The sequence below is a fragment of the Aquitalea sp. S1-19 genome (assembly GCF_024343515.1).
Window position 1 is genome coordinate 1 of record NZ_RJTZ01000031.1, and the last position, 21827, is coordinate 21827.

Consider the following 21827-nt stretch of genomic DNA (forward strand, 5'->3'; position numbering starts at 1 on the left):
AGCGCCAGCGCCAGAGCCAGAGCCAGCGGGTCGTTGACCGTTACCCAATCCGGCGCATCGACGGGAAAGCCGGCGATGGCGGCAAACAGGCGCACCAGCATGCCGCCAGGTGCAATCAGAAAGACCAGCCCGATGGCAAATGCCGCATGCGGCAAGGCCAGCATAGGTGAAAGCAGTGCGCCTAAGCGTAGCCAGAGACGGCTGTGGTACAGGCTGCGCGCAATCAGCAGCGCCCCGCCTAACGCTGCCGCGCTAGCCAAAAGCGCCGAAATCAGCGTGGCGCAGAGGGCGCTGGCAAACTGCGGGTCGGTAATCAGCGCGCTTAGCGCCGCGCCGGACAGTGCCGGCCATAGCGCCGCCAGCAGGGCGGCCAGCAGCGGCAGGGCAAACAGCAGGCCGACCAGTATCAGGGTCAATACGGGCATGGCTCAGGCGCCGCCTGCCTTGCCGTAGCGGCGCAGCCATTCTTTTTCCAGCGCATCCACCCAGCTGGCGTGTGGTTCGGCCAGTGTCTTGACGCTGGCTGGCAGGCTGCCCGCAGCGCTTTGCCGCAAGGCCGCACCTTGCGCGGCCGGCAGTTTGGCCGGGTCCAGTACGCTAGGGTCGCCCCAGATGGCGACATCGGCCTTTTTGACTTGCGCCTCGGGCGAGAGCAGGAAATTGGCCAGCACCTTGGCGCCGGCGGCTGATCTGGCATTAAACGGGATGGCGACAAAATGCACATTGGCCAGCGTACCGTCCTTGTGGCCATAGCTATAGGCGGTTTTGGGCAGGCGTTTGGCGGCGATGAGATTGGGTACTTCATTCGGGTTGAAGCTGATGCCCAGCAGCAGTTCGCCATCGGCCATCATCTGCAGCGTTTGTTCGCCTGAGGCGGCAAAGGCCTGACCTTTGCGCCACAGCAAGGGGTGGAGCTGATCAAGGTAGGCCCATAAGGCGCGGGTTTCGCGGGCAAAAACCGCAGCGGTGACCGGCTGTTGCAGCAGGGCCGGGTCGGGTGCCAGCTCCAGCAGCGCCTGTTTCAGGAAGCTGGTGCCGTGAAACTGCGGCGGTTTGGGGTAGCTGACCCGTCCCGGATGGGCCTTGGCAAAGGCCAGCAGGCTGGCCATGGAGTCTGGCGGCGCGGGAACACGGCTGCGATCGGCAATGAAAGTCAGCTGGGCGCCGCCCCATGGCGACTCCAGGCCCTGGGTGGGCTCGGCAAAGTCGCGTTCTACCGGCTTTTTCAAATCGACATAGCGCCAGTTGGGCAGGGCTCGGGCAAAGGGCGCCGACAACAGCGCCTGATTTTTCATGGCGCGGAAGTTTTCGCCATTGATCCAGACCAGATCGACGCTGCCGCCTTGCATGCGTCCGGCGGCTTTTTCCGCCGCGATGCGACGGATGACTTCGGCGGTGTCGGCAGTTTTGACATGCTTGACGCTGACGCCGTAGCGCTTTTGCGTTTCGTTGCCGGCCCAGGCGATATAGCGGTTAATCGCCTCGCTACCGCCCCAGGCATTGAAATAGACGGTCTGGCCGCGCGCTTGCGCCAGGGTCTGGTCCCAGTTGGCACGGGCGGCGGGGCTGAGCAGGCTCAGTATCAGGGTGGCAAGTAGCGTGTATTTCATGGCGGTCCTGTCAGTGCTGCGGGTTGTGGCAGGCGCGGCGCAGAAACCAGCGTGCCAGACGCAGCGCCCATGCCGGGGTATGGGCTTGCTGCCAGAGGCCGGCGACGGCTTTGTTGCCCTCCATCCAGGTTGGGTAGCCGTGCACGGTGGCCAGTACCTTCTTCAGCCCCAGTCCGTGCTTCATGGCCAGTGTCCACTCGGCCAGCATGTCGGCGGCGTGTTCGGCCACAATACTCACCCCTAAAATGCGGTCGCTGCCCTTGGCGGTCAGTACCTTGATAAAGCCGTGATTGGCCTCGTCGGCAATGGCGCGATCGAGCTCAGCCAGATCCAGACGGGTGGTTTCATAGGCGATGCCTTGTGCCTGCGCTTCGTTTTCGTTCAGGCCGATGCGGGCCGCTTCGGGCGAGGTAAACACCGCCATCGGCACCAGACTATGGTCGCTTTTAAAGCGGCGCAGACCCTGCAAGGCATTGGTCGCGGCGATCCAGCCCTGTTGTGCTGCCATATGGGTGAACTGGTAGGGGCCGGCCACATCGCCACAGGCGAAGATGTGCGGCATGCGTGTTGCCAGCGTGTCGTCCAGTATCAGTTTTCCGTCTTCCAAGAGCCCCAACTGCTCCAGCCCGAAACCGCTTAGCCGCGCCTTGCGTCCGGTGGCAAGCAAAACCTGATCAAACGCCAGTGTGTGCGCCTGACCTTGCTGGCTGTAGCTCAGCTGCTTGTGGTCGTTGGCCTGGCTGAACTGATGGAGGATGGCGTGACAGACGACATTCACCCCGTCCGCCTGCAGTGCCGCGCTGATGCTGTTTGCGGTATCGATATCGTCGCGCGGCAAGAGTTGCGCGCCGGCTTCAAGCAAGGTGACACGGCTACCCAGGCGGGCAAAGGCCTGCGACATTTCGCAGCCTATGGCACCGCCACCGATTACCAGCAAGTGGCCAGGCAGGGTGCTGAGCGACCATAGCGTTTCCGAAGTCAGCGGCTCGCAATCGTCCAGCCCCGGTATGGACGGAATGGCCGGTGCAGCGCCGGTTGCGATAATGATGGCGCGCGCGTTGAGCGTGCGCTCGCCCACCTTGACCTGCCATGGCGAGATAATCTGCGCCTTGCCCTGTATGCATTCGACCCCCAGTGCCGTGTAGCGTTCGATCGAATCATGTGGCGCGACGCGTGCAATGACGCGCTTCACCCTCGCCATTACCTCGCTAAACGGTGCTTGCAGGCTGCCGCTTAAGCCGTAATCGGCAGCGTGGCGCGCCTCGTGTGCCAGTCTGGCCGAGCGTATCAGGGCCTTGGAAGGAATGCAGCCGGTGTTGAGGCAGTCGCCCCCCATCTCGCGCGCTTCGATCAGTGCCACGCGCGCGCCGGCGGCCGAGGCGATATAGGAGGCAACCAGCCCGGCCGCGCCGCCGCCTATCACCACCAGATTGGTGTCGAACCGCTTGGGCTTAGTCCAATGGCGCAAGCGCGCCTGCTTGCGGTAGCGGCGCAGCAGCGCGCTGCTGGCTAGCGGCAGGATGGCCAGCAGAATGAAAGAAGCCAGCATCAGCGGCGACAGGATGCCGGATACGCTTTGCAGCGTGCCCAGTTGCTCTCCTGCATTTACATAGACAAGGGTGGCCGGCAGCATGCCAAGCTGGCTGACCCAGGCATAGGTCGACACGCGCATGCGGGTGAGCCCCATGACCAGATTCACGACGAAAAAGGGAAAGAGCGGTGCCAGACGCAGGCCGAACAGATAGCCTTTGCCTTCTTGCGAGATGCCAGCGTTGACTGTGCGCATGGTCTTGGCGAAACGGCGCTCGACACTGTCGCGCAGTAAATAGCGCGCCGATAAAAAGGCCAGAGTGGCGCCCAGTGTGCTGGCAAAGGAAATGATGAGGGTGCCGGCAGCCAGACCAAATAATGCGCCACCCAGGAGGGTAAGCAAGGTCGCGCCGGGAAGCGACAGGGCGGTAGCCAGTACATAAAGCGCAAAATAGATGGCTACGCCGGCAAAATAGTGGGCCTCTACGGCGCTGCGCCATTGTCCCAAATGTGTATGGATGCGCTCAAGACTCAGCCATTCGCTGCCGCCCAGTGCGAAAAATGCCGCGATCAGTGCACAAAGGGCCAGTGCCAGCACCAGACGTAAAAAAGCGTGTTTGCTCATGGCGCACTTGTCTTGCCGTAGGAGAGGGTCGGTATTTTAACTGCTAATCATGTGCAGCTGGTTTTTATCAGACCAATGGAGTTGGCATTTTGGGCGCGCCGGTTTCATCGGTGAAAAACAGGCAAAAAAAGGGTGGCACAGGAAAATTCTGTGCCACCTGGTGTTTAGCGGGCAAGTTGCGGAAACAGGCGGTAAACCCCGTCCACGATAATTTCTACCGATAGTGCGGCCAGGATCATACCCATGACCCGGTTGACGATATTGATGCCGGTCTGGCCTAAGATGCGGCCGATGGGCGTTGCCAGTACCAGAGTGACATAGCAGGCGGCCGCCACCAGCAGACCGCTGATGATCAGCGCCAGCAGTTGCAGCCAGCCTTTGGCGGCACTGGCGTAAATGATGACCGTCGACATCGTACCTGGCCCCATCATCAGCGGGATGGCCATAGGCACGACCGCGATATTGGTTTTGGCTTCGGCTTCTTCGCGTTCTTGCTTGGTCGTCTTGGTGGGGGACGATTTGGCATTCATCAGCGAGATGGCGATCAGCATCAGCAGCATGCCGCCGCCAACCTGGAATGAGCCGATGCTGATACCCAGAAATTTAAGCAGGGCATCGCCGACCAGGGCAAAAACGATCATCACGATGGCGACGGTCGACGCCGTTGTTTTGGCGATGGATTTACGTTCTGCTTGTGACGAATTCGGGGTAAGACTGATAAAAACAGGTATTGCACCCAGCGGATTAACCAATACGAGCAATGCGGTAAATATTTTAATGATTTCAAGTTCCATGGCACGGATCATACCTCTGTCAGGTAGAAATCTCATTCAGACTAGGGACGAGAACAGACACGCTCGCGTCAATGCCTAGGCTTGTGAAGGAAAATAGCACGCCAAGCCTGATGGTTTTGGCTGGCATGGTTGGCATTCAATATGCTTAAAGTAGCAGGTTTTTGGGGTGCTGCTGTGCAAGAGGAGGGGCCGCAGATAAGCGCGGTGTCTGAAGGGCATCAGGTGTTTGCGTTAAAACGCAAGCTGAACCTGATGCCGTTTGCTGGATGAGGGGATGGTAGCCGCCTGCGTGCTATCGCGTCAGGAGTTGCTTGTAATTGTCTTCGTTAAACCCGACCAGTAGCAGCGTGCCGTATTCAAGCACCGGGCGCTTGATCAGCGAGGGTTTTTCCATCATCAGTGTGATGGCTGTATCCATGCTATCGGCGCGCGTTTTGTCATGGTCGCTCAGGGCGCGCCAGGTGGTGCCTTTACGGTTGATCAAAATGGTCAGATCCGTGCGCCCCAGCCAGCGTTTTAGGGTGGCCTCGTCAATGCCCTGTTTTTTAAAGTCGTGGAAACCGGCGTCGACTTGGTGTTCGGACAGCCACAGGCGGGCTTTTTTTACCGTGCTGCAATTAGGAATGCCGTAAAGGGTGATCATGGTGACTGGGCTTATTTAAGGGTAAAACCGGCAAAGTCCGGAAGATCGGGGTTGCTGGCCGGGGTGGGCGTTGGTCTGGGTGTTTTATTTTTTTCTGTGGAGTGGTTGATCAGCCAGTACAGATTGGTCGGCGAATCGGCATTTTTCATGGCCTCATCCAGGCTGATCTGCCCGGCATTGTAAAGCTTGAACAGTGATTGCTCGAAGGTCTGTGCGCCATCGGACATCGAAGCCTCGATGGCATCCTTGATTTTATCTACGTCACCATTGCGGATCAGTTCGGCAATGTGCGGCGTATTGATAAGTAATTCGACGGCCGGTATCAGTTTGCCTTGTGGGGAGGGGACTAGGCGTTGCGAAATGACGGCCTTGAGTGAGACCGAGAGATCCATCAGCAATGCCGTGCGCGACTCCGTCGGGAAAAAACTGATGATACGGTTGAGCATGTGATAGCTATTGTTGGCATGTAGTGTGGTGATGCATAAATGGCCTGATTGGGCGTAGTTGATGGCATGGGTTAATGTTTCTGCATCGCGGATCTCGCCTATCATCAGCACGTCGGGTGCTTCGCGCATTGCATTTTTCAATGCGGCAGTATATGAGTGGCTGTCTATGCCGATTTCGCGCTGATTGATGATGGATTTCTGGTGGTTGAACAGAAACTCGACAGGGTCTTCGATCGTCAGTATGTGGCCGCTTTGCGTCTGGTTGCGCAGGTTGAGCATGGCTGCAACGGTCGAACTTTTCCCTGAGCCGGTTGCGCCGACGACGATAATCAGGCCGCGCTTGTGGCGGATCAGTTCCTGTAGCGTGGCGGGCAGGTTGAGTTCGTCAAGTGAAGGGATTTTGGGCGCGATATGGCGGATAACCATTGCGACCGTGCCGCGCTGGCGGAAGATGTTGACGCGGAAATTGCCCAGTCCTTCGACTTGGCGGGCAAAGTTCATTTCCATTTCCCGTTCAAAATCCTCAATTTCACGATCGTTCATCAGGCTGTATGCCAGATGCTGGACGTTTTCCGGGCTAAGCGGTTTGTCGTTGACTGGCCGTACCGTGCCATCAATTTTGATCTGGACGGGTGCAAAACTGGTGTAAAAGGTGTCGCTGGCTTTTTTTTCGGCCATCAACTTCAAGAAAGGCAGCATCAGCATGGGTGAACTCCGGCTGCAGAGGTGGCTGTTTCGATGTAAAACCCCGGGGCGCCATCAGCAGGGCGCGACCGGGGTTTGAGGTGGTTTGGCTTCGTGTCAGCTTAGGCTGTTTTGCCGGTCTGTTCATCGCGCAGGGCGCGGCGCAGTATTTTGCCGACGTTGGTCTTCGGTAGTTCGTCGCGGAATTCGACAGACTTGGGCACCTTGTAGCCGGTCAGATTCTGGCGGCAGTGCTCAAGCACGGCATCGCTAGTCAGTGCCGGGTCTTTGCGTACCACAAAGACTTTAACGACTTCGCCCGAGCGCTCATCGGGAATGCCGATACAGGCAACTTCCAGTACGCCAGGGTGCAGCGCCACCACATCTTCAATTTCGTTCGGGTAAACATTAAAGCCGGACACCAGTATCATGTCTTTTTTGCGGTCTACCAGTTTGACGAAGCCGTCGGGGGTGATGATGGCCATATCGCCGGTAGCGAGGAAGCCATCCTTGTCGATCACCTTGGCTGTTTCATCGGGGCGCTGCCAGTAGCCTTTCATGACTTGCGGGCCTTTGATGCACAGTTCGCCAGCTTCGCCTTGGGCAACTTCTTTGCCGTCCACATCACGGATCTGGATGTCGGTAGATGGTACGGGCAGACCAATGGTGCCGTTATAGTCTTTCAGGTTTAGCGGGTTCATGCAGGCGGCCGGACTGGTTTCGGTCAGGCCGTAGGCTTCTATCAGGGTGACCCCGGTCGTTTGCTTCCAGCGCTCGGCAACCGCACGCTGCACCGCCATGCCGCCGCCCAGCGACAGGCGCCAGCTGGAGAAATCTATAGTCTTGAATTCCGGATTGTTCAGCAGGGCGTTGAACAGTGTATTCACCCCGGTAATGGCGGTGATTTTGTACTTTTTCAGTTCCTTGACGAAACCGGGGATGTCGCGCGGGTTGCTGATCAGGACATTCAGCGCGCCGATTTCGGTAAAGGCCATCAGGTTGGCGGTCAGCGAGAAGATGTGGTAGAGCGGCAAGGCGGTGACGATGACTTCCTGGCCCTCGCGTATGCCCGGTTTGATCCATGCGCCGGCTTGCAGCATGTTGGCGACAATATTGCGGTGTAACAGCATGGCGCCTTTGGATACGCCGGTGGTGCCGCCGGTGTATTGCAAGAAGGCGATGTCTTCATGCCCGATATCGACCTTGCGGTAAGCTTGCTTGCTGCCTTTGTCTAGCGCGTCGTTGAAGCGGACATGACCGGGCAGATGCCAGGCAGGAACCATCTTCTTGATTTTGCGTACGACGAAGTTGACGATGGCGCCTTTGGGGAAGCCCAGCATATCGCCAATGGAGGCGATGATGACGTTTTTTACTTTGGTGCGGCGGATCACGTCTTCCAGCACGTTGGCGAAGTTTTCCAGAATAACGATGGTTTCGGCGCCGGAATCGTTAAGCTGGTGTTCCAGTTCGCGCGGGGTGTAGAGCGGATTGACGTTGACGACGGTGCAGCCGGCGCGCAAAGTGCCGAAAACTGCAACGGGGTACTGCAACAGGTTCGGCATCATCAGGGCGACGCGGTCGCCCTTGGCGAGCTTGAGGGTGTTTTGCAGGTAGGAGGCGAAGTGACTGACCTGCTGGTCCAGTTCGCCGTAGCTTAGTACCTTGTCCATGCAGGCTACGGCAGGACGATCGCGGAATTTGCTTACACTGGCGTCAAAGACCTCGACAATAGACTTGAATGTATTGATGTCGATTTCGTGAGCGACGCCTGCCTGATAATTCTTGAACCAGACTTTTTCCATATCCTGTTGTTTCTCCATCGTGTTCTTGGTGGCCGGTATACGCGCACCGGTGCTCTTTTTCTGCAATTTACCTTAACTGAATGGCTAGTGCAAAATTGTCGCCTGCCATGTCGGTGAGGTGTGGTATGCAATACAGGCTTGGCGTTTTCTTTTTGCGCTGAATGGGTTACACTAACCGATATTTAGTGATGGGCGGTTCGCCCATTTTTTATTTGTGGAAAATGCAATGGATGTACGTCTGCTGTTGGAAAATACCCTGCCGGGCCTGGGTTTTGAGTTGGTTGATGTCGAGCTGACCCCGGGTGGTGGCTTGCGTGTTTTCATGGACAAAGAAGGTGGCGTAACGATTGAGGACTGTGTGTCGGTCAGCAATCACATGACCCGTTTGTTCATGGTGGAGAATATCGATTACAGCCGGCTCGAGGTATCGAGCCCAGGTCTAGATCGTCCTCTGAAAAAGGAGGCCGATTTTGTGCGTTTCGCGGGACAGCTTGCCAAGCTGCGCACACGTCTGCCCGTAGAGCAGCAAAAGAAATTTACCGGTCGTCTGTCGGGTGTTGAGGATGGTGTGCTCAAGCTTGAAGTGGAAGGCCGGATTGTGGAGATCGAACTGTCCAATATCGACAAGGCTCGCATAGAGCCGGAGTTCTGATTCAGGGCAGGCGTTTCTCTCACAAAAAGGACAATGTATCCGGAGGAATGAATGAGTCGCGAGATTTTGTTGCTGGTTGACGCCTTGGCTAGCGAAAAGAACGTTAGCCGGGATGTGGTATTTTCTGCTTTGGAGCAGGCGCTGGCTTCGGCAACCAAAAAGAAGTTCACAGCTGAAGACGACATGGAAGTGCGTGTCGAGATCGATCGCCAGACCGGGCTGTACAGCACTTTCCGTTGCTGGCTGGTGGTCGAGGACGAGCTTCTCGAATCTGAAGATCGTGAGATGACTTTGGCGATGGCGCGGGAAAAGGATCCGCGTGCCGAGGTGGGAAGTCTGGTTGAAGAACCGATGGAAGCGGTCGAGTTCGGTCGTATCGGTGCGCAAACTGCCAAGCAGGTCATCTTGCAGAAAATCCGTGACGCAGAGCGCGAGCAACTGCTGACCGATTTCCTCCAGCGCCGTGAGCATATGGTATCGGGCACCATCAAGCGCATCGAACGTGGCAATGCCATTGTCGAATGCGGCAAGCTTGAGGCCGTGTTGCCGCGTGACCAGATGATACCGAAGGAAAACCTGCGGGTTGGTGACCGTGTGCGTGCTTTCCTGTTGCGTATTGACCGCGCTGGCCGTGGTCCGCAACTGGTGCTGTCGCGTACCAGCGCCGACTTCCTGGTCAAGCTGTTTGAGCTGGAAGTGCCGGAGATTGAAGAAGGCTTGCTGGAAATCAAGGAAGCTGCCCGTGACCCGGGTATGCGCGCCAAGATTGCAGTCAAGGCCAACGATCCGCGTATTGACCCGCAAGGAACATGCATCGGTATGCGTGGTTCCCGCGTTCAGGCTGTGACGCAGGAGCTGGCGGGTGAGCGTGTCGATATCGTACTTTGGGCGCCGGATCCGGCCCAGTTCGTAATCAATGCACTGTCGCCAGCGGAAGTGACCCGCATCATGATTGATGAAGACAATCATGCGATGGATGTTGTGGTTGAGGAAGAGCAGCTGGCGTTCGCTATCGGCCGCAGTGGCCAGAACGTTCGTCTGGCGGCAGAACTGACTGGCTGGAACATCAACATCATGACCGTGGTTGAGGCCGAGGAGAAGCTCCAGGCCGAAGACAATGTGCTTCGCGAAGTATTCATCAGCCAGTTGGATCTGAGTGATGAGCTGGCTGGTGTGTTGGTGAAGGAAGGTTTTACCTCGCTGGAAGAAGTGGCGTATGTGCCGATTTCCGAAATGCTGGAAATCGACGGATTTGACGAAGAATTCGTCAATGACTTGCGTAGCCGTGCACGTGATGCATTGCTGACGCAGGCGATTGCCACCGAAGAAAAGGTGGAGAGTGTGGAAGATGAGCTTCGCAATCTGGAAGGCCTTGATGCCGAACTGGTGCGCAAGCTGGCTGAAAACGGTGTGACTACGCGTGACGACCTGGCCGATCTGGCTGTGGACGATCTCGTCGAGTTGACCGGTATGGAAGCCGAACCTGCCCGCGCTCTGATCATGAAAGCGCGTGAGCACTGGTTTGCCCAGTAAGCATCAAGCAGAATTAACAGATTGTAGGAAGACGAATGGCATTAACTAATGTAAAAGAATTTGCAGCTGAGCTTAAGCTGACACCGGAGCGCCTGCTTGAGCAGTTGCGTGCTTCCGGTGTGGCCAAGCAAGCTGTCAGTGATACTTTGACCGAACAGGATAAGAGTCGTCTGTTGGCTCATCTGAAGCAGGCACATGGTGCGGCTACGGATAAAAATGTCACTTTGGCACGTAAGCAGACCAGCGAGATTCGCACTGCAGACGGCAGTACCGTCAAGGTCGAAACACGCAAGAAGCGTGTTGTGGCCCGTCCGGAAGAGTCCGTGCCTGTTGCGGCACCCGTAGCGGCACCTGCGGTTGAAGTGAAGCCTGCGGCAGAAGTGAAAGCCGAACCTAAAGTCGAAGTTAAGGCCGAGGTCAAGCCGGTAGAAGTCAAGGCTGCACCTGTTGCGCCGGTGATTTCGGTTGCGCCGCCTGCCAAGCCTGCGGCTGAGCCCAAGCCAGCGGCCAAGCCGAAGGTAGAAGCCAAGGTGGAAAAGACCGAAGCCAAACCGGCTGCACCCGCACCGGTTGCGCGCCCGGTTGCGCCGCAATCCATCCTGTCGGCAGAAGAAATTGCTTCGCGTGAAGCCGAGGCACGCCGCCATTCCGAGTTGCGTGCTCGCCAGGAAGCCATGCTGCGCGAGAAGCAGGAGCGTGAAGCGCGCCGCCAGGCTGCCATCGCAGCCAAGAATGCGCCGCCTCCGCCGCCAGTACCCAAGCCTAAGGCCGAACCGGTTGCCAAGCCTTCCGGTGCAGGCATTACCCCTGCCAAGCCGGAAGACCGTCGTGGCGGTGATTCGGTCCGTTCGGCGCGTCCGTCGGCCAATCGTCAGTCCGTCTCTTCGTCGCCGGCGCGTGCCGGTGGTGCACCTGCTGGGGCCCGTCCAGCTGTAGCCGCTCCTGCGGCACCAGCTGCTGCGCCTAGCGGTCCACGCTCTCCTGATAAAAAACCAGGTGGTGGCAAGGGTGGCACTCGCGATTGGGATGATAAGAAAAAAGGTGGTCGTGGCCTGAAGACCAAGGGTGGCGATACCACCGGCGGCTGGAAGTCCAAGAAGAGTGGTGGCCGTAACAAGCATAGCGGGCAGAATGCCTTTAGCGCGCCAACCGAACCTATCATCCATGAAGTGCTGGTGCCGGAAACCATTACCGTTGCCGATCTTGCTCACCGCATGGCCGTTAAGGCTGCCGAGGTGATCAAGGTGCTGATGAAGATGGGCATGATGGTCACCATCAACCAGGTGCTGGATCAGGATACCGCGATGATTATCGTGGGCGAGATGGGGCATACGGCTAAAGCGGCACAGGCGGATGATCCGGAAGCGTATCTGGAGAAAGACGAAAGTGCGGCTGCCGTTGAGCAGATCTCGCGTCCGCCGGTTGTGACCGTGATGGGTCACGTTGACCACGGTAAGACTTCGCTGCTGGACTATATCCGTCGCGCCAAAGTGGCTTCGGGTGAGGCCGGGGGCATTACCCAGCACATCGGTGCTTATCACGTTAAGACCGACCGCGGCATGGTGACCTTCCTCGATACCCCGGGTCACGAGGCGTTTACCGCCATGCGTGCCCGTGGTGCCAAGGCAACCGACATTGTGGTGCTGGTGGTGGCTGCTGATGATGGCGTGATGCCGCAGACGATTGAAGCGATTCACCATGCCAAGGCCGCTGGCGTGCCTATGGTTGTGGCGGTCAACAAGATCGACAAAATGGGTGCCAACCCGGAGCGTATTCGTCAGGAACTGGTTGCCCAGGAAGTCGTGCCGGAAGATTGGGGTGGCGACACCCAGTTCGTCGAAGTATCTGCCAAAATGGGCCAGAACATCGACGGCCTGCTGGAAGCCATTTTGCTGCAAGCCGAAGTGCTGGAACTAAAGGCACCGGTCAATGCGCCAGCCAAGGGTATTATCGTTGAAGCCCGTCTGGACAAGGGCCGTGGTCCGGTTGCGACCTTGCTGGTTCAGTCCGGTACTCTGAAGAAGGGTGACGTGGTTCTGGCGGGTACGGCATTTGGCCGCGTCCGCGCCATGATCGACGAGAACGGCAAGCCGGTTGATTCTGCCGGTCCAGCTATCCCGGTTGAAATTCTAGGTCTGTCCGACGTGCCGCAGGCAGGTGAAGATGCGATGGTGCTGACCGACGAGAAGAAGGCGCGTGAAATCGCCTTGTTCCGTGCCGGTAAATACCGTGATGTGCGTCTGGCCAAGCAGCAGGCTTCCAAGCTGGAAAACATGTTTGCCCAGATGGCCGAGGGCGAGATCCAGAACCTGTCCATTATTATCAAGGCAGACGTTCAGGGTTCGTACGAAGCGCTGGCAGGCAGCTTGCAGAAGCTGTCGACCGACGAAGTCCGCGTCAACATCCTGCACTCCGGTGTGGGCGGGATTACCGAATCCGATATCAACCTGGCCATTGCGTCCAAGGCTATCGTAATCGGCTTTAATACCCGTGCCGATGCGGCTGCACGCAAACTGGCCGAGAACGAAGGTGTGGATATTCGCTACTACAACATCATTTACGATGCGGTAGACGAAGTGAAAGCTGCGCTGTCGGGTATGCTGGCACCAGAGAAGAAGGAAGTGATCCTGGGTACGGTCGAGATCCGTCAGGTGATTTCCGTGTCCAAGGTTGGCAATATTGCCGGCTGTATGGTGACCGATGGTCTGATCAAGCGTTCCGCCATGATCCGTCTGATCCGCAACCATGTAGTCGTGCATACCGGCGAACTGGATTCGCTCAAGCGCTTCAAGGATGACGTGAAGGAAGTGAAGCAAGGCTACGAATGCGGCCTGATGCTGAAAAACTTCAATGATATCCATGAGGGCGACCAGCTCGAGGCATACGAAATCGTCGAAGTGGCGCGTTCCCTCTGAGTCTGAGTTGAACCAGGGCGGGTGCTTATCCGGCTTAAGGCCGGTGGCACTCGCCTTTTTTGCTGAATAAGAAAGGATAGCGTGATGGCTAGAAAAGCATTTTCCCGCTCTGACCGTATGGCAGACCAGATCCAGCGTGATCTGGCCGAACTGATTCGTACTGGTCTCAAGGATCCGCGGGTAGGTTGGGTTACGATTACTTCGGTTGAATGTACGCGTGACTACTCGCATGCCAAGATTTTTTACACCGTGATGGGTGAGGGCAAGCGTGAAATCACCCAAGAGGCGCTGGAGCACTCGGCAGGTTTTCTGCGTAAGGAGTTGGGGCGCGGTCTGAGTGTATATACCGTGCCGCAATTGCACTTTGTCTACGACGAGTCGATCGAGCGTGGCGTGTATATGAGCCGCCTGATTTCGGATGTGTCCGAAGTGGATGCCAAAAACCGCGACAAGCTGGGCGAGGACGAGTAATGGCCCAGGTGCGTCGTCCCAAGCTGAATATCGATGGCGTACTGCTGCTCGACAAGCCTTTGGGTTTTTCCAGTAATGGTGCCTTGCAAAAGGTGCGTTGGCTGTATACCGCAGCCAAGGCCGGCCATACCGGCGTACTTGACCCTCTGGCAACCGGATTGCTGCCGGTCTGTTTTGGCGAGGCCACCAAGTTTTCCTCGTTCCTGCTGGATGCGGATAAAGGTTATCGCGCTACCGTATGTTTTGGCGTGAACACCACAACAGGCGACAGTGAGGGTGAAGTGGTGCAGCAGCGGCCGGTCAATTTTAGCCTGGACGCGCTGCAGGCCGTGATCGCACGCTTTACTGGTGATATCGAGCAAGTGCCTCCGATGTATTCGGCGCTCAAGCATCAGGGTAAGCCTTTGTATGAATATGCGCGTCAGGGCATAGAAATAGAGCGGCCGGCGCGAAAGGTCACCATCTTCAAGCTTGAGTTGGAGTCTTTTTCCGGTAACACCGCCGTGATCAATGTGCTGTGCAGCAAGGGAACGTATATCCGTACCCTGGCGCAGGACATGGGTGAAGCGCTGGGCTGTGGCGCGCACCTGACCGGCTTGCGCCGGACGCAGACGGCGGGCTTCCGTCTGGAGGATGCGCTGACCATCGAGCAGGTCGAAGCCGTTGCCGCTGAGGCGCGCACAGGTTTGTTGCTGCCGGTGGATATTCTGCTGACCCATCTGCCGGAAGTGGCGTTGGGCGAGGAGAATTTCGCGCGATTTATGCATGGTCAGGCTGTCCCGTCACAGGCAAACCATGTAATAATGTCGCGTTTTCGCGTGTACCGTGAGGCAACGCGCGAATTTTTGGGTCTGGCCGAAGTAAGGGAAGAAGGTTTCCTGCATCCAAGCCGGCTCGTGGTAGCGAAAGCTGCCGCTTAAGTGAAGCACGGATGGGTTCGCGCTCGCCGTGCTTGCCGGGCAATCGCCCTCAATTAGTATTGTGGAGTTTTACACATGGCAATGACCGCCGCGCAAAAAGCAGAAATCGTTAAAGACTTTCAACATCAGGAAGGCGATACCGGTTCTTCCGAAGTTCAGGTTGCTCTGCTGACCGCTCGTATCAATGATCTGACTTCGCACTTCAAGACCAACACCAAAGATCACCACAGCCGTCGTGGCCTGTTGAAGATGGTGAGCCGTCGTCGTCGTCTGCTTGACTACCTCAAGCGCACCAACAACGATAGCTACCGCGCTCTGATCGCTCGTCTGGGTCTGCGCAAGTAAGTGCAGTAAAATGAAAAGTCGCAGCCCAGGCTGCGATTTTTCACGTTTCAACTGGTCATTACTTATTATCGAAGATGGCGGGGTGAGCCTCTAGTTATCAGCATTTCATCGAGTGCTGATAGCTAGGGGTTCCCGTTATCAAAAGCTACACCAACTCATCCAGAGTAAGGGATTCCCAGTGTTCAATAAAATCAGCAAGTCTTTCCAGTACGGCAAGCATACCGTCACCATTGAAACCGGCGAAATTGCACGTCAGGCTTCGGGTGCCGTTCTGGTTTCCATGGACGAAACCGTGGTACTGGTTTCTGTTGTCGGCTCCAAAAACGTTAAGCCGGGTCAGGATTTTTTTCCGCTGACCGTTGATTATCTCGAGCGCACTTACGCCGCCGGTAAAATCCCGGGCGGCTTCTTCAAGCGCGAAGGTAAGCAGTCGGAAAAGGAAATTCTGACTTGCCGCCTGATCGACCGTCCTATCCGTCCGCTGTTCCCGGCTGGTTTCTATCACGATGTGCAGATTGTTGCGACCGTGATGTCCCTGAACCCAGAAGTTGATGCCGATATCCCTGCCATGATTGGCGCCTCGGCTGCGCTGGCCATTTCCGGTCTGCCGTTTGCCGGCCCGGTTGGCGCTGCGCGCGTAGGCTACGCTGCTGGCGAGTACATCCTGAACCCGACCAAGACCGAACTGGTCACTTCCGAGCTGGATCTGATCGTTGCCGGTACCGAGCGTGCCGTGCTGATGGTTGAGTCCGAAGCCAAGGAATTGTCCGAAGCCGTGATGCTGGGTGCCGTGGTATTCGGTCATGAGCAGATGCAGGCTGCCATCACCGCCATTAACGAGCTGGCTGATGAAGTCAATCCGGTAATGTGGGCATGGGAAGCACCGGCACATGATGCCGAACTGCTGGCACAGATCCGCGAAGTGGCAGGCGAAAAAATCGCTGCCGCCTTCCGCATTCGCCAGAAGCAAGTGCGCTCGCAAGCACTGGCCGAAGCATGGGATGCCGTCAAGACCGCACTGATCACCGAAGAAACCAGCACGCTGAAGGCCAATGAAATCAAGGGCATCTTCAAGCATATGGAAGGAGAGATCGTTCGCGGCCAGATTCTGGCAGGCGAGCCGCGTATCGACGGTCGTGACACCCGTACCGTGCGTCCGATTTCGGTACGTACCGGCGTATTGCCACGTACCCACGGCTCCGCGCTGTTTACCCGTGGCGAAACCCAGGCGATTGCAACCGCAACGCTGGGCACCAGCCGCGACGAGCAGATTATCGATGCGCTGGCCGGTGAGTACACCGACCGCTTTATGCTGCATTACAACGTCCCGCCGTACTCCACCGGTGAAGCTGGCCGTATGGGCCCGCCTAAGCGCCGTGAAATCGGTCACGGCCGTCTGGCCAAGCGCGCGCTGCTGGCCGTGTTGCCGCCTGCTGACGAATTCAGTTACACCATGCGTGTCGTGTCGGAGATTACCGAGTCCAACGGTTCTTCGTCCATGGCATCCGTTTGCGGTGGCTGTCTCGCGCTGCTGTCGGCCGGCGTACCACTGAAAGCACATGTGGCCGGTATCGCCATGGGTCTGATTCTGGAAGGCAACCGCTTTGCCGTGCTGTCCGATATCCTGGGTGACGAAGATCACCTGGGCGATATGGACTTCAAGGTGGCCGGTACCGCTGAAGGCGTGACCGCTTTGCAGATGGATATCAAGATCCAGGGTATTACCAAGGAAATCATGCAGGTTGCGCTGGCGCAGGCCAAAGAAGGCCGCATGCACATCCTGGGCGTAATGAAGGATGCGGTTGAAGGTCCTCAGACCCTGTCCGAGTTTGCTCCGCGTCTGTTCACCATGAAGATCAATCCGGAAAAAATCCGTGAAGTGATCGGCAAGGGTGGCGAGACGATCCGTGGCATCACCAAGGACACCGGTTGCGAGATCAATATCGAAGACGACGGCACCATCACCATCGCTTCGGTGACGCAAGAGGGTGCCGATGCTGCCAAGAAGCGCATCGAAGAAATCACGGTTGAAGTTGAAGTCGGCAAGATTTACGAAGGTCCTGTCGTCAAGATCCTCGACAACAACGTCGGTGCCATCGTGTCCATCCTGCCGGGCAAGGATGGTCTGGTTCACATCTCCCAGATCGCCAATGAGCGCATCAAGAATGTGGCCGACTATCTGAAAGAAGGTCAGGTGGTACGCGTTAAAGCCATCGAAATGGACGATCGCGGCCGTGTGCGTCTGTCCATCAAGGCGCTGCTGGAAGACGAGTCCAAAGTGGCGCGTGAAACAGCCGAGTCGTTCGGTCTGAAGTCCGGCAACTGATCTCAGAGGCGGATTTTCCGCTTTGCCATTCAAAACCCGCACGCTTTGCGTGCGGGTTTTATTATTTGGATCTCACGCGAGTGCTTGGTGCAAAATGCAGCTGTATTGGGCAAATTTAGCAGGAGGGCGCATGTTTTGGAGAAGTGGTGACGCTGACCATGTCAGGGCGCGCAAATTGAAATTTTTGCATGATGTGATACCGGGCCTGCCGTTGTTGACGGGTTTGTCCGAGGAGGACTGCGCCCGTCTGGCCGAGCTTGCTCTGCTTTTTATCGACAGCAAATCATTGCTGCGTGTCGATGGCGAGAGTCTGGAGGATCAGGATGCGGCCGAACTGGCTTTGCAGGCGGTGCTGCCGGTGCTGGCATTGGGCGAGTCGGCGTTGGCGGGCTGGCAAGAGGTGGTTCTGTATTCGGCTGCTTTTGTAACGCGTGATGCATGGTTGGATGATATGGGCCTCGCGCACGAGGGCGTACAGGTGCTGATCGGTCAGGCGAGACAAGACGGGCCTTTGTTGCTGTCTTTGCCGGATGTAATGGATTCACCCTTGCTGGATGGCTGGAATGTGGTGATCCATGAAATGGCACACAAGCTGGATATGCTGGATGGGGATGCCAATGGTTGTCCGCCATTGCATAAAGGCATGGATAGAGCGCAGTGGGCACGTGACTGGCAGGCGGCTTATCAGACATTTGGCCGCCAGCTTGCGGCTGGAGAGCACACATGGCTGGATCCTTATGCCGCTGAGCATCCGGCCGAATTCTTTGCGGTGTTGTCGGAATGCTTTTTCGAGACCCCGCACTGGATAAAAGCCGACTACCCCACGCTCTATGCCCATTTATCCGCTTTTTACCGGCAGGATACGCTGGCCAGATTGCCTGCTTCGCAGGATCCAACATCTTTATCGATGTATGGCTGACGCTGTGCAGTATTTGCCAGCCGATATTGGGTAGGAATTGGTTGGCTGCGTCAGTGCATAAGCTTGGCTGCTTGCTGTCTCGTGCAATGGGGCGCTGCTATGCAGCGCCCCATTGCACGGATATTCCACTTTCGTGATGGACTCATGCTGATGCATAGTCCGGTTCTGGGTTATATCGTCTAGCTAAGTTTGATCAGCGTGCTTTTCAGCTCCGAATACTTTTCCATGGCGTGCAAAGACTTGTCGCGGCCGTTGCCGGACTGCTTGAAACCGCCGAAGGGGAAGTTCATGTCACCGCCTTCGTCATAGCAATTGACCCACACAGTACCGGCTCTGAGTGCGCGCGACACCTTATGCGCGGTTGACAGATCGGAAGTCCAGACTGCCGCTGCCAAGCCGTATTCGCTATCGTTGGCAATGCGAATAGCTTCTTCGACGGTATCGAAGGTGATCACCGACAGTACCGGTCCAAAAATCTCCTCGCGGCAGATGGTCAAGTCGGCACGTGCACAGTCGAATGCGGTCGGTTCGATAAATAGGCCCTGCTCAAGAAGTGTTGCTTTCCCACCACAAATCAGCGTTGCCCCTTCACTCAAGCCTTTGTCCACATAGGACAGTACCTTGTCGTACTGGATGCGGTCGACGATGGCACCCATGGCGGTGTCCGGGTTAAGTGGGTCGCCCGGCTGCCAGTCTTGCGCTGCCTCCTTGAAGGCGGCGAGGAAAGCTTCCTTGATGTCGCGGTGTACCAGTACGCGTGAGCCTGCGGTACACATTTCGCCCATATTGTAAAAGATGGCGGCGGCGGCCGTGCGGGCTGCCTTTTTGATGTCGGGGCAGTCCGGCAGGATGATGTTGGGAGACTTGCCGCCCAGTTCCAGCCAGGTGCGCTTGAGGTTGGATGCGGCGGCGTCTGCCGCGATCAGCTTGCCCACTGCGGTCGAACCGGTGAAAGCGATACAGTCGACATCCATATGCAGTGCCAGCATTTTGCCGGTGTCGCCGGCACCGGGCAGTACCTGGAAGATCCCGTCAGGGATACCGGCTTCTTTGGCTAGTGCAGCCAGCCGGATGGCGGTCAGCGGTGACTTTTCCGAAGGCTTGACGATCACTGCGTTGCCCGCCGCCAAGGCCGGGCCGAACTTCCAACTGGCCATCAGAATAGGGAAGTTCCATGGCACAACCGCAGCGACCACGCCGATCGCTTCGCGGGTAACCAGACCTACCAGCTTGGGGTCGACCGGCGCCACTTCACCGCCAATTTTATCTATTGCCTCGGCAAACCATTCCACACAGTAGGCTGCACCTGCAACATCCACGCTTTGTGTGTCGGCGATGGGTTTGCCCACGTCCAGCGTTTCCAATAGGGACAATTCATCGCTGTGCTCGCGTATCAGCGCAGCAAAGCGTTTGAGGATGCGCCCGCGTACCAGTGGTGCCAGTGCCGACCATTCGCCGGACTCAAAGGCTTGGCGTGCGGCCTGAACAGCGGTGTCTACCTCGCGCTGGCCGCACCAGGCAATCTGCGCCAGTGTCTGGCCATTGGCCGGGTTGATGCAGGCAAAACTGCGGCCATCTTGAGCCGCGCTGTATTCGCCGGCGATAAAGGCACGACCTTCGATGTCCAGTTCGTTTGCGAGTTGTTGCCATTCGGAGTAGCTACGAGCCATGGTGTGTCTCCCTTGTTGTTTTCTTGCAAATAGTGGGTGGTGGCGCGTCTTAAAAAGTCGGGGGCGAGTTGGCGCTGACGATTTCGCATGGCAATAAGCCTGAGTTGCGGAAGCGGTGTGGTAAGCGGCTATCGAAGTAGTAGGCATCGCCGGGGCCGAGTTCACGTTGCTCACCATCGACAGTCAGTTCGATTTGTCCGCTAATCACGACACCACCTTCCTGCCCTTCATGTTCCAGCATATCCGGTCCAGTATCGGCGCCGGGTTCGTAACGTTCCTTGAGGATGGCTAGATCTCGCTTGGGATGCGCCATGCCTACCAGCAAGAGCTTGATTTCCTCGTTGCCCAGATTAGGTAGGTCTTCGCCCTGATAAAACACTGTGGGTGCCCGCGGCTCTGCATCGAAGGTGAAAAAATCGGCCAGCGTCATCGGCAGGCCTTCCAGTACCTTTTTCAGCGAGCTAATCGATGGACTGACCCGGTTCTGTTCGATCAGTGAAATGGTGCCGTTAGTCACGCCGGCACGTTTGGCGAGCTCGCGCTGGGACAAACTCAGGCGTTCACGCACCATTTTTAGTCTTGCTCCAATATCCATGTCTTCCGGCCTTTGTAGTCTGATGTTAATAATATTAGACGAATAATGTTAAGTAAATTGTTGTCTGCTCAGGCGTTGCTGCAATGCAAAATGGAAGATCATTGCAAATTGGCTATTTTGTAGCCAGTATCAGGGTATTGCTTTGCCATGATGTGAATTTTTTTAAACGCACCCAGATTGAAGTGTCTACACAGTATGACAGGAGACTGCAATGTTGATTGGCGTTCCGAAAGAGATCAAGGTTCACGAGTACCGTGTTGGTTTGACGCCATCTGGTGTGCGCGAGTTGGTGGTGCACGGCCATGAGGTGGTCGTGCAGTCTCAGGCCGGCCTTGGTGTGGGTTTTACTGATGAGCATTACATCCAGGCAGGCGCGTCCATCGCATCGGGTGCGCAAGAGATTTTTGCCCGAGCCGACATGATCTGCAAGGTCAAGGAGCCGCAAGCCATCGAATGCCGGATGTTGCGTCCGGGGCAACTGCTGTTTACCTATCTGCATCTGGCGCCGGATCCGGAGCAGACGCGTTTGCTGGTCGAATCGGGGGCGATTGCCGTCGCTTATGAGACAGTGACCGATGACAAGGGAGGGTTGCCGCTGCTGGCGCCGATGTCGGAAGTGGCCGGGCGCATGGCGATACAGGCCGGCGCCCATGCGCTGGAAAAAGCGCAAGGGGGTCGTGGTGTACTTTTGGGCGGCGTGCCCGGGGTCGCGCCAGCCAAGGTAGTGGTATTAGGTGGCGGTGTTGTGGGCTTGAATGCTGCGCGTATGGCCATGGGGTTGGGGGCAGATGTCGCCATTCTCGACAAGTCGCTGCCACGGCTAAAAGAAATCGACATGCTGTTTGGCGGGCGCATCAAGACCTTGATGTCCAACGGCGTGAATATCGATGAATCCATACGCGAAGCCGATATGGTGATTGGTGCCGTACTGATTCCGGGGGCGGCCGCGCCCAAACTGGTGACGCGCAAGATGCTGGGCAGCATGAAGCCTGGCGCGGTACTGGTGGATGTGGCCATCGATCAGGGCGGCTGCTTTGAAACCAGCCGGCCAACCACGCACAAAGAGCCGACCTATGTTGTCGACGGTATCGTTCACTATTGTGTGGCCAATATGCCCGGTGGTGTGGCGCGCACAGCTACCATGGCGTTGACCAATGCCACCTTGCCTTATGCATTGGAGCTAGCCGATAAGGGCTGGGCACGGGCCTTGCTTGATAATGCCCATCTGCGCGATGGCTTGAATGTGTGCTGCGGGCAGGTGACTTACGCCGCCGTCGCTAACGCACTGGGTTATCCGTTTATTAAGCCGCTTGATGCCATCAAGGCAGCCGGTTGATTTTTTATCAG

The 21827-nt window shown here is 57.0% G+C and carries 17 protein-coding genes and 1 pseudogene; 9 read left to right on the forward strand and 9 right to left on the reverse strand.

Annotated elements, in window-relative coordinates; all coding sequences use genetic code 11:
- The 7 genes and pseudogenes from EGI20_RS06730 to fadD all read right to left on the reverse strand — a co-directional run.
- Positions 1 to 425, reverse strand: a pseudogene (locus EGI20_RS06730) (hypothetical protein); the annotation flags it as partial.
- 3 nt (positions 426 to 428) lie between these two features.
- On the reverse strand, positions 429 to 1610 hold the full coding sequence (locus EGI20_RS06735) for an ABC transporter substrate-binding protein (protein WP_498630715.1): 1182 nt from the start codon (positions 1608 to 1610) through the stop codon (positions 429 to 431).
- Between the two features lie 10 nt (positions 1611 to 1620).
- Positions 1621 to 3765, reverse strand: coding sequence for a dihydrolipoyl dehydrogenase family protein (locus EGI20_RS06740; protein ID WP_498630717.1), 2145 nt, complete (start codon positions 3763 to 3765; stop codon positions 1621 to 1623).
- Positions 3766 to 3929: 164 nt separating this feature from the next.
- Positions 3930 to 4559 (reverse strand): MarC family protein, encoded by a 630-nt coding sequence (locus tag EGI20_RS06745; protein ID WP_124734581.1) that lies wholly within the window; start codon positions 4557 to 4559, stop codon positions 3930 to 3932.
- A gap of 292 nt (positions 4560 to 4851) precedes the next feature.
- Positions 4852 to 5202, reverse strand: a complete 351-nt coding sequence (locus EGI20_RS06750; RefSeq protein ID WP_498630719.1) for an arsenate reductase — start codon at positions 5200 to 5202, stop codon at positions 4852 to 4854.
- Positions 5203 to 5213: 11 nt separating this feature from the next.
- Entirely contained in the window at positions 5214 to 6353 is a 1140-nt protein-coding gene (locus tag EGI20_RS06755) for a PilT/PilU family type 4a pilus ATPase (protein WP_498630721.1), read from the reverse strand.
- 101 nt (positions 6354 to 6454) lie between these two features.
- Positions 6455 to 8134 carry a long-chain-fatty-acid--CoA ligase FadD gene (gene fadD / locus EGI20_RS06760; RefSeq protein ID WP_498630737.1) on the reverse strand — a complete coding sequence of 560 codons (1680 nt, stop codon included), beginning with the start codon at positions 8132 to 8134 and terminating at the stop codon, positions 6455 to 6457.
- Positions 8135 to 8360: 226 nt separating this feature from the next.
- On the opposite strand from fadD, the gene rimP reads away from it, so the two are divergent.
- The 8 genes from rimP (at position 8361) to EGI20_RS06800 (ending at position 18215) form a co-directional block, all read left to right on the forward strand.
- Positions 8361 to 8786, forward strand: coding sequence for a ribosome maturation factor RimP (rimP, locus tag EGI20_RS06765; protein WP_124734571.1), 426 nt, complete (start codon positions 8361 to 8363; stop codon positions 8784 to 8786).
- Positions 8787 to 8837: 51 nt separating this feature from the next.
- Positions 8838 to 10319, forward strand: a complete 1482-nt coding sequence (nusA, locus tag EGI20_RS06770) for a transcription termination factor NusA (RefSeq protein ID WP_124734570.1) — start codon at positions 8838 to 8840, stop codon at positions 10317 to 10319.
- A 35-nt stretch (positions 10320 to 10354) separates the two neighbouring features.
- Positions 10355 to 13234, forward strand: coding sequence for a translation initiation factor IF-2 (gene infB / locus EGI20_RS06775; protein WP_498630723.1), 2880 nt, complete (start codon positions 10355 to 10357; stop codon positions 13232 to 13234).
- A gap of 84 nt (positions 13235 to 13318) precedes the next feature.
- Positions 13319 to 13705, forward strand: coding sequence for a 30S ribosome-binding factor RbfA (rbfA, locus tag EGI20_RS06780; RefSeq protein ID WP_124734568.1), 387 nt, complete (start codon positions 13319 to 13321; stop codon positions 13703 to 13705).
- Positions 13705 to 14625, forward strand: a complete 921-nt coding sequence (truB, locus tag EGI20_RS06785) for a tRNA pseudouridine(55) synthase TruB (RefSeq protein WP_498630724.1) — start codon at positions 13705 to 13707, stop codon at positions 14623 to 14625. Before rbfA ends, truB begins: the two co-directional genes overlap by 1 nt.
- Positions 14626 to 14700: 75 nt before the next feature.
- Positions 14701 to 14970, forward strand: a complete 270-nt coding sequence (gene rpsO / locus EGI20_RS06790) for a 30S ribosomal protein S15 (RefSeq protein ID WP_124734566.1) — start codon at positions 14701 to 14703, stop codon at positions 14968 to 14970.
- 178 nt (positions 14971 to 15148) lie between these two features.
- Positions 15149 to 17296: a polyribonucleotide nucleotidyltransferase gene (gene pnp / locus EGI20_RS06795; protein ID WP_498630726.1), complete on the forward strand. Its 2148-nt coding sequence runs from the start codon at positions 15149 to 15151 to the stop codon at positions 17294 to 17296.
- 130 nt (positions 17297 to 17426) lie between these two features.
- A complete protein-coding gene (locus tag EGI20_RS06800) occupies positions 17427 to 18215 on the forward strand; it encodes a M90 family metallopeptidase (RefSeq protein WP_498630727.1) in 789 nt (262 codons plus the stop codon).
- Positions 18216 to 18394: 179 nt separating this feature from the next.
- On the opposite strand, the gene EGI20_RS06805 is transcribed toward EGI20_RS06800, so the two are convergent.
- Together EGI20_RS06805 and EGI20_RS06810 are read right to left on the reverse strand one after the other, a co-directional pair.
- The gene (locus tag EGI20_RS06805) at positions 18395 to 19885 is read right to left on the reverse strand and encodes an aldehyde dehydrogenase (RefSeq protein ID WP_498630729.1); all 1491 of its coding nucleotides are present in this window, start codon (positions 19883 to 19885) and stop codon (positions 18395 to 18397) included.
- A 49-nt stretch (positions 19886 to 19934) separates the two neighbouring features.
- Positions 19935 to 20480, reverse strand: coding sequence for a cupin domain-containing protein (locus EGI20_RS06810; RefSeq protein WP_160796517.1), 546 nt, complete (start codon positions 20478 to 20480; stop codon positions 19935 to 19937).
- A gap of 211 nt (positions 20481 to 20691) precedes the next feature.
- On the opposite strand from EGI20_RS06810, the gene ald reads away from it, so the two are divergent.
- Positions 20692 to 21816, forward strand: coding sequence for an alanine dehydrogenase (gene ald, locus EGI20_RS06815; RefSeq protein WP_124734554.1), 1125 nt, complete (start codon positions 20692 to 20694; stop codon positions 21814 to 21816).
- The last annotated feature ends 11 nt before the right edge of the window (positions 21817 to 21827 follow it).

What these genes read in the sequence shown, in the direction of transcription:
- EGI20_RS06735 (WP_498630715.1), bottom strand. Translation starts at nt 1,610, where the DNA reads ATGAAATACACGCTACTTGCCACCCTGATACTGAGCCTGCTCAGCCCC.
- EGI20_RS06740 (WP_498630717.1), bottom strand. Translation starts at nt 3,765, where the DNA reads ATGAGCAAACACGCTTTTTTACGTCTGGTGCTGGCACTGGCCCTTTGT.
- EGI20_RS06745 (WP_124734581.1), bottom strand. Translation starts at nt 4,559, where the DNA reads ATGGAACTTGAAATCATTAAAATATTTACCGCATTGCTCGTATTGGTT.
- EGI20_RS06750 (WP_498630719.1), bottom strand. Translation starts at nt 5,202, where the DNA reads ATGATCACCCTTTACGGCATTCCTAATTGCAGCACGGTAAAAAAAGCC.
- EGI20_RS06755 (WP_498630721.1), bottom strand. Translation starts at nt 6,353, where the DNA reads ATGCTGATGCTGCCTTTCTTGAAGTTGATGGCCGAAAAAAAAGCCAGC.
- fadD (WP_498630737.1), bottom strand. Translation starts at nt 8,134, where the DNA reads ATGGAAAAAGTCTGGTTCAAGAATTATCAGGCAGGCGTCGCTCACGAA.
- rimP (WP_124734571.1), top strand. Translation starts at nt 8,361, where the DNA reads ATGGATGTACGTCTGCTGTTGGAAAATACCCTGCCGGGCCTGGGTTTT.
- nusA (WP_124734570.1), top strand. Translation starts at nt 8,838, where the DNA reads ATGAGTCGCGAGATTTTGTTGCTGGTTGACGCCTTGGCTAGCGAAAAG.
- infB (WP_498630723.1), top strand. Translation starts at nt 10,355, where the DNA reads ATGGCATTAACTAATGTAAAAGAATTTGCAGCTGAGCTTAAGCTGACA.
- rbfA (WP_124734568.1), top strand. Translation starts at nt 13,319, where the DNA reads ATGGCTAGAAAAGCATTTTCCCGCTCTGACCGTATGGCAGACCAGATC.
- truB (WP_498630724.1), top strand. Translation starts at nt 13,705, where the DNA reads ATGGCCCAGGTGCGTCGTCCCAAGCTGAATATCGATGGCGTACTGCTG.
- rpsO (WP_124734566.1), top strand. Translation starts at nt 14,701, where the DNA reads ATGGCAATGACCGCCGCGCAAAAAGCAGAAATCGTTAAAGACTTTCAA.
- EGI20_RS06800 (WP_498630727.1), top strand. Translation starts at nt 17,427, where the DNA reads ATGTTTTGGAGAAGTGGTGACGCTGACCATGTCAGGGCGCGCAAATTG.
- EGI20_RS06805 (WP_498630729.1), bottom strand. Translation starts at nt 19,885, where the DNA reads ATGGCTCGTAGCTACTCCGAATGGCAACAACTCGCAAACGAACTGGAC.
- EGI20_RS06810 (WP_160796517.1), bottom strand. Translation starts at nt 20,480, where the DNA reads ATGGATATTGGAGCAAGACTAAAAATGGTGCGTGAACGCCTGAGTTTG.
- ald (WP_124734554.1), top strand. Translation starts at nt 20,692, where the DNA reads ATGTTGATTGGCGTTCCGAAAGAGATCAAGGTTCACGAGTACCGTGTT.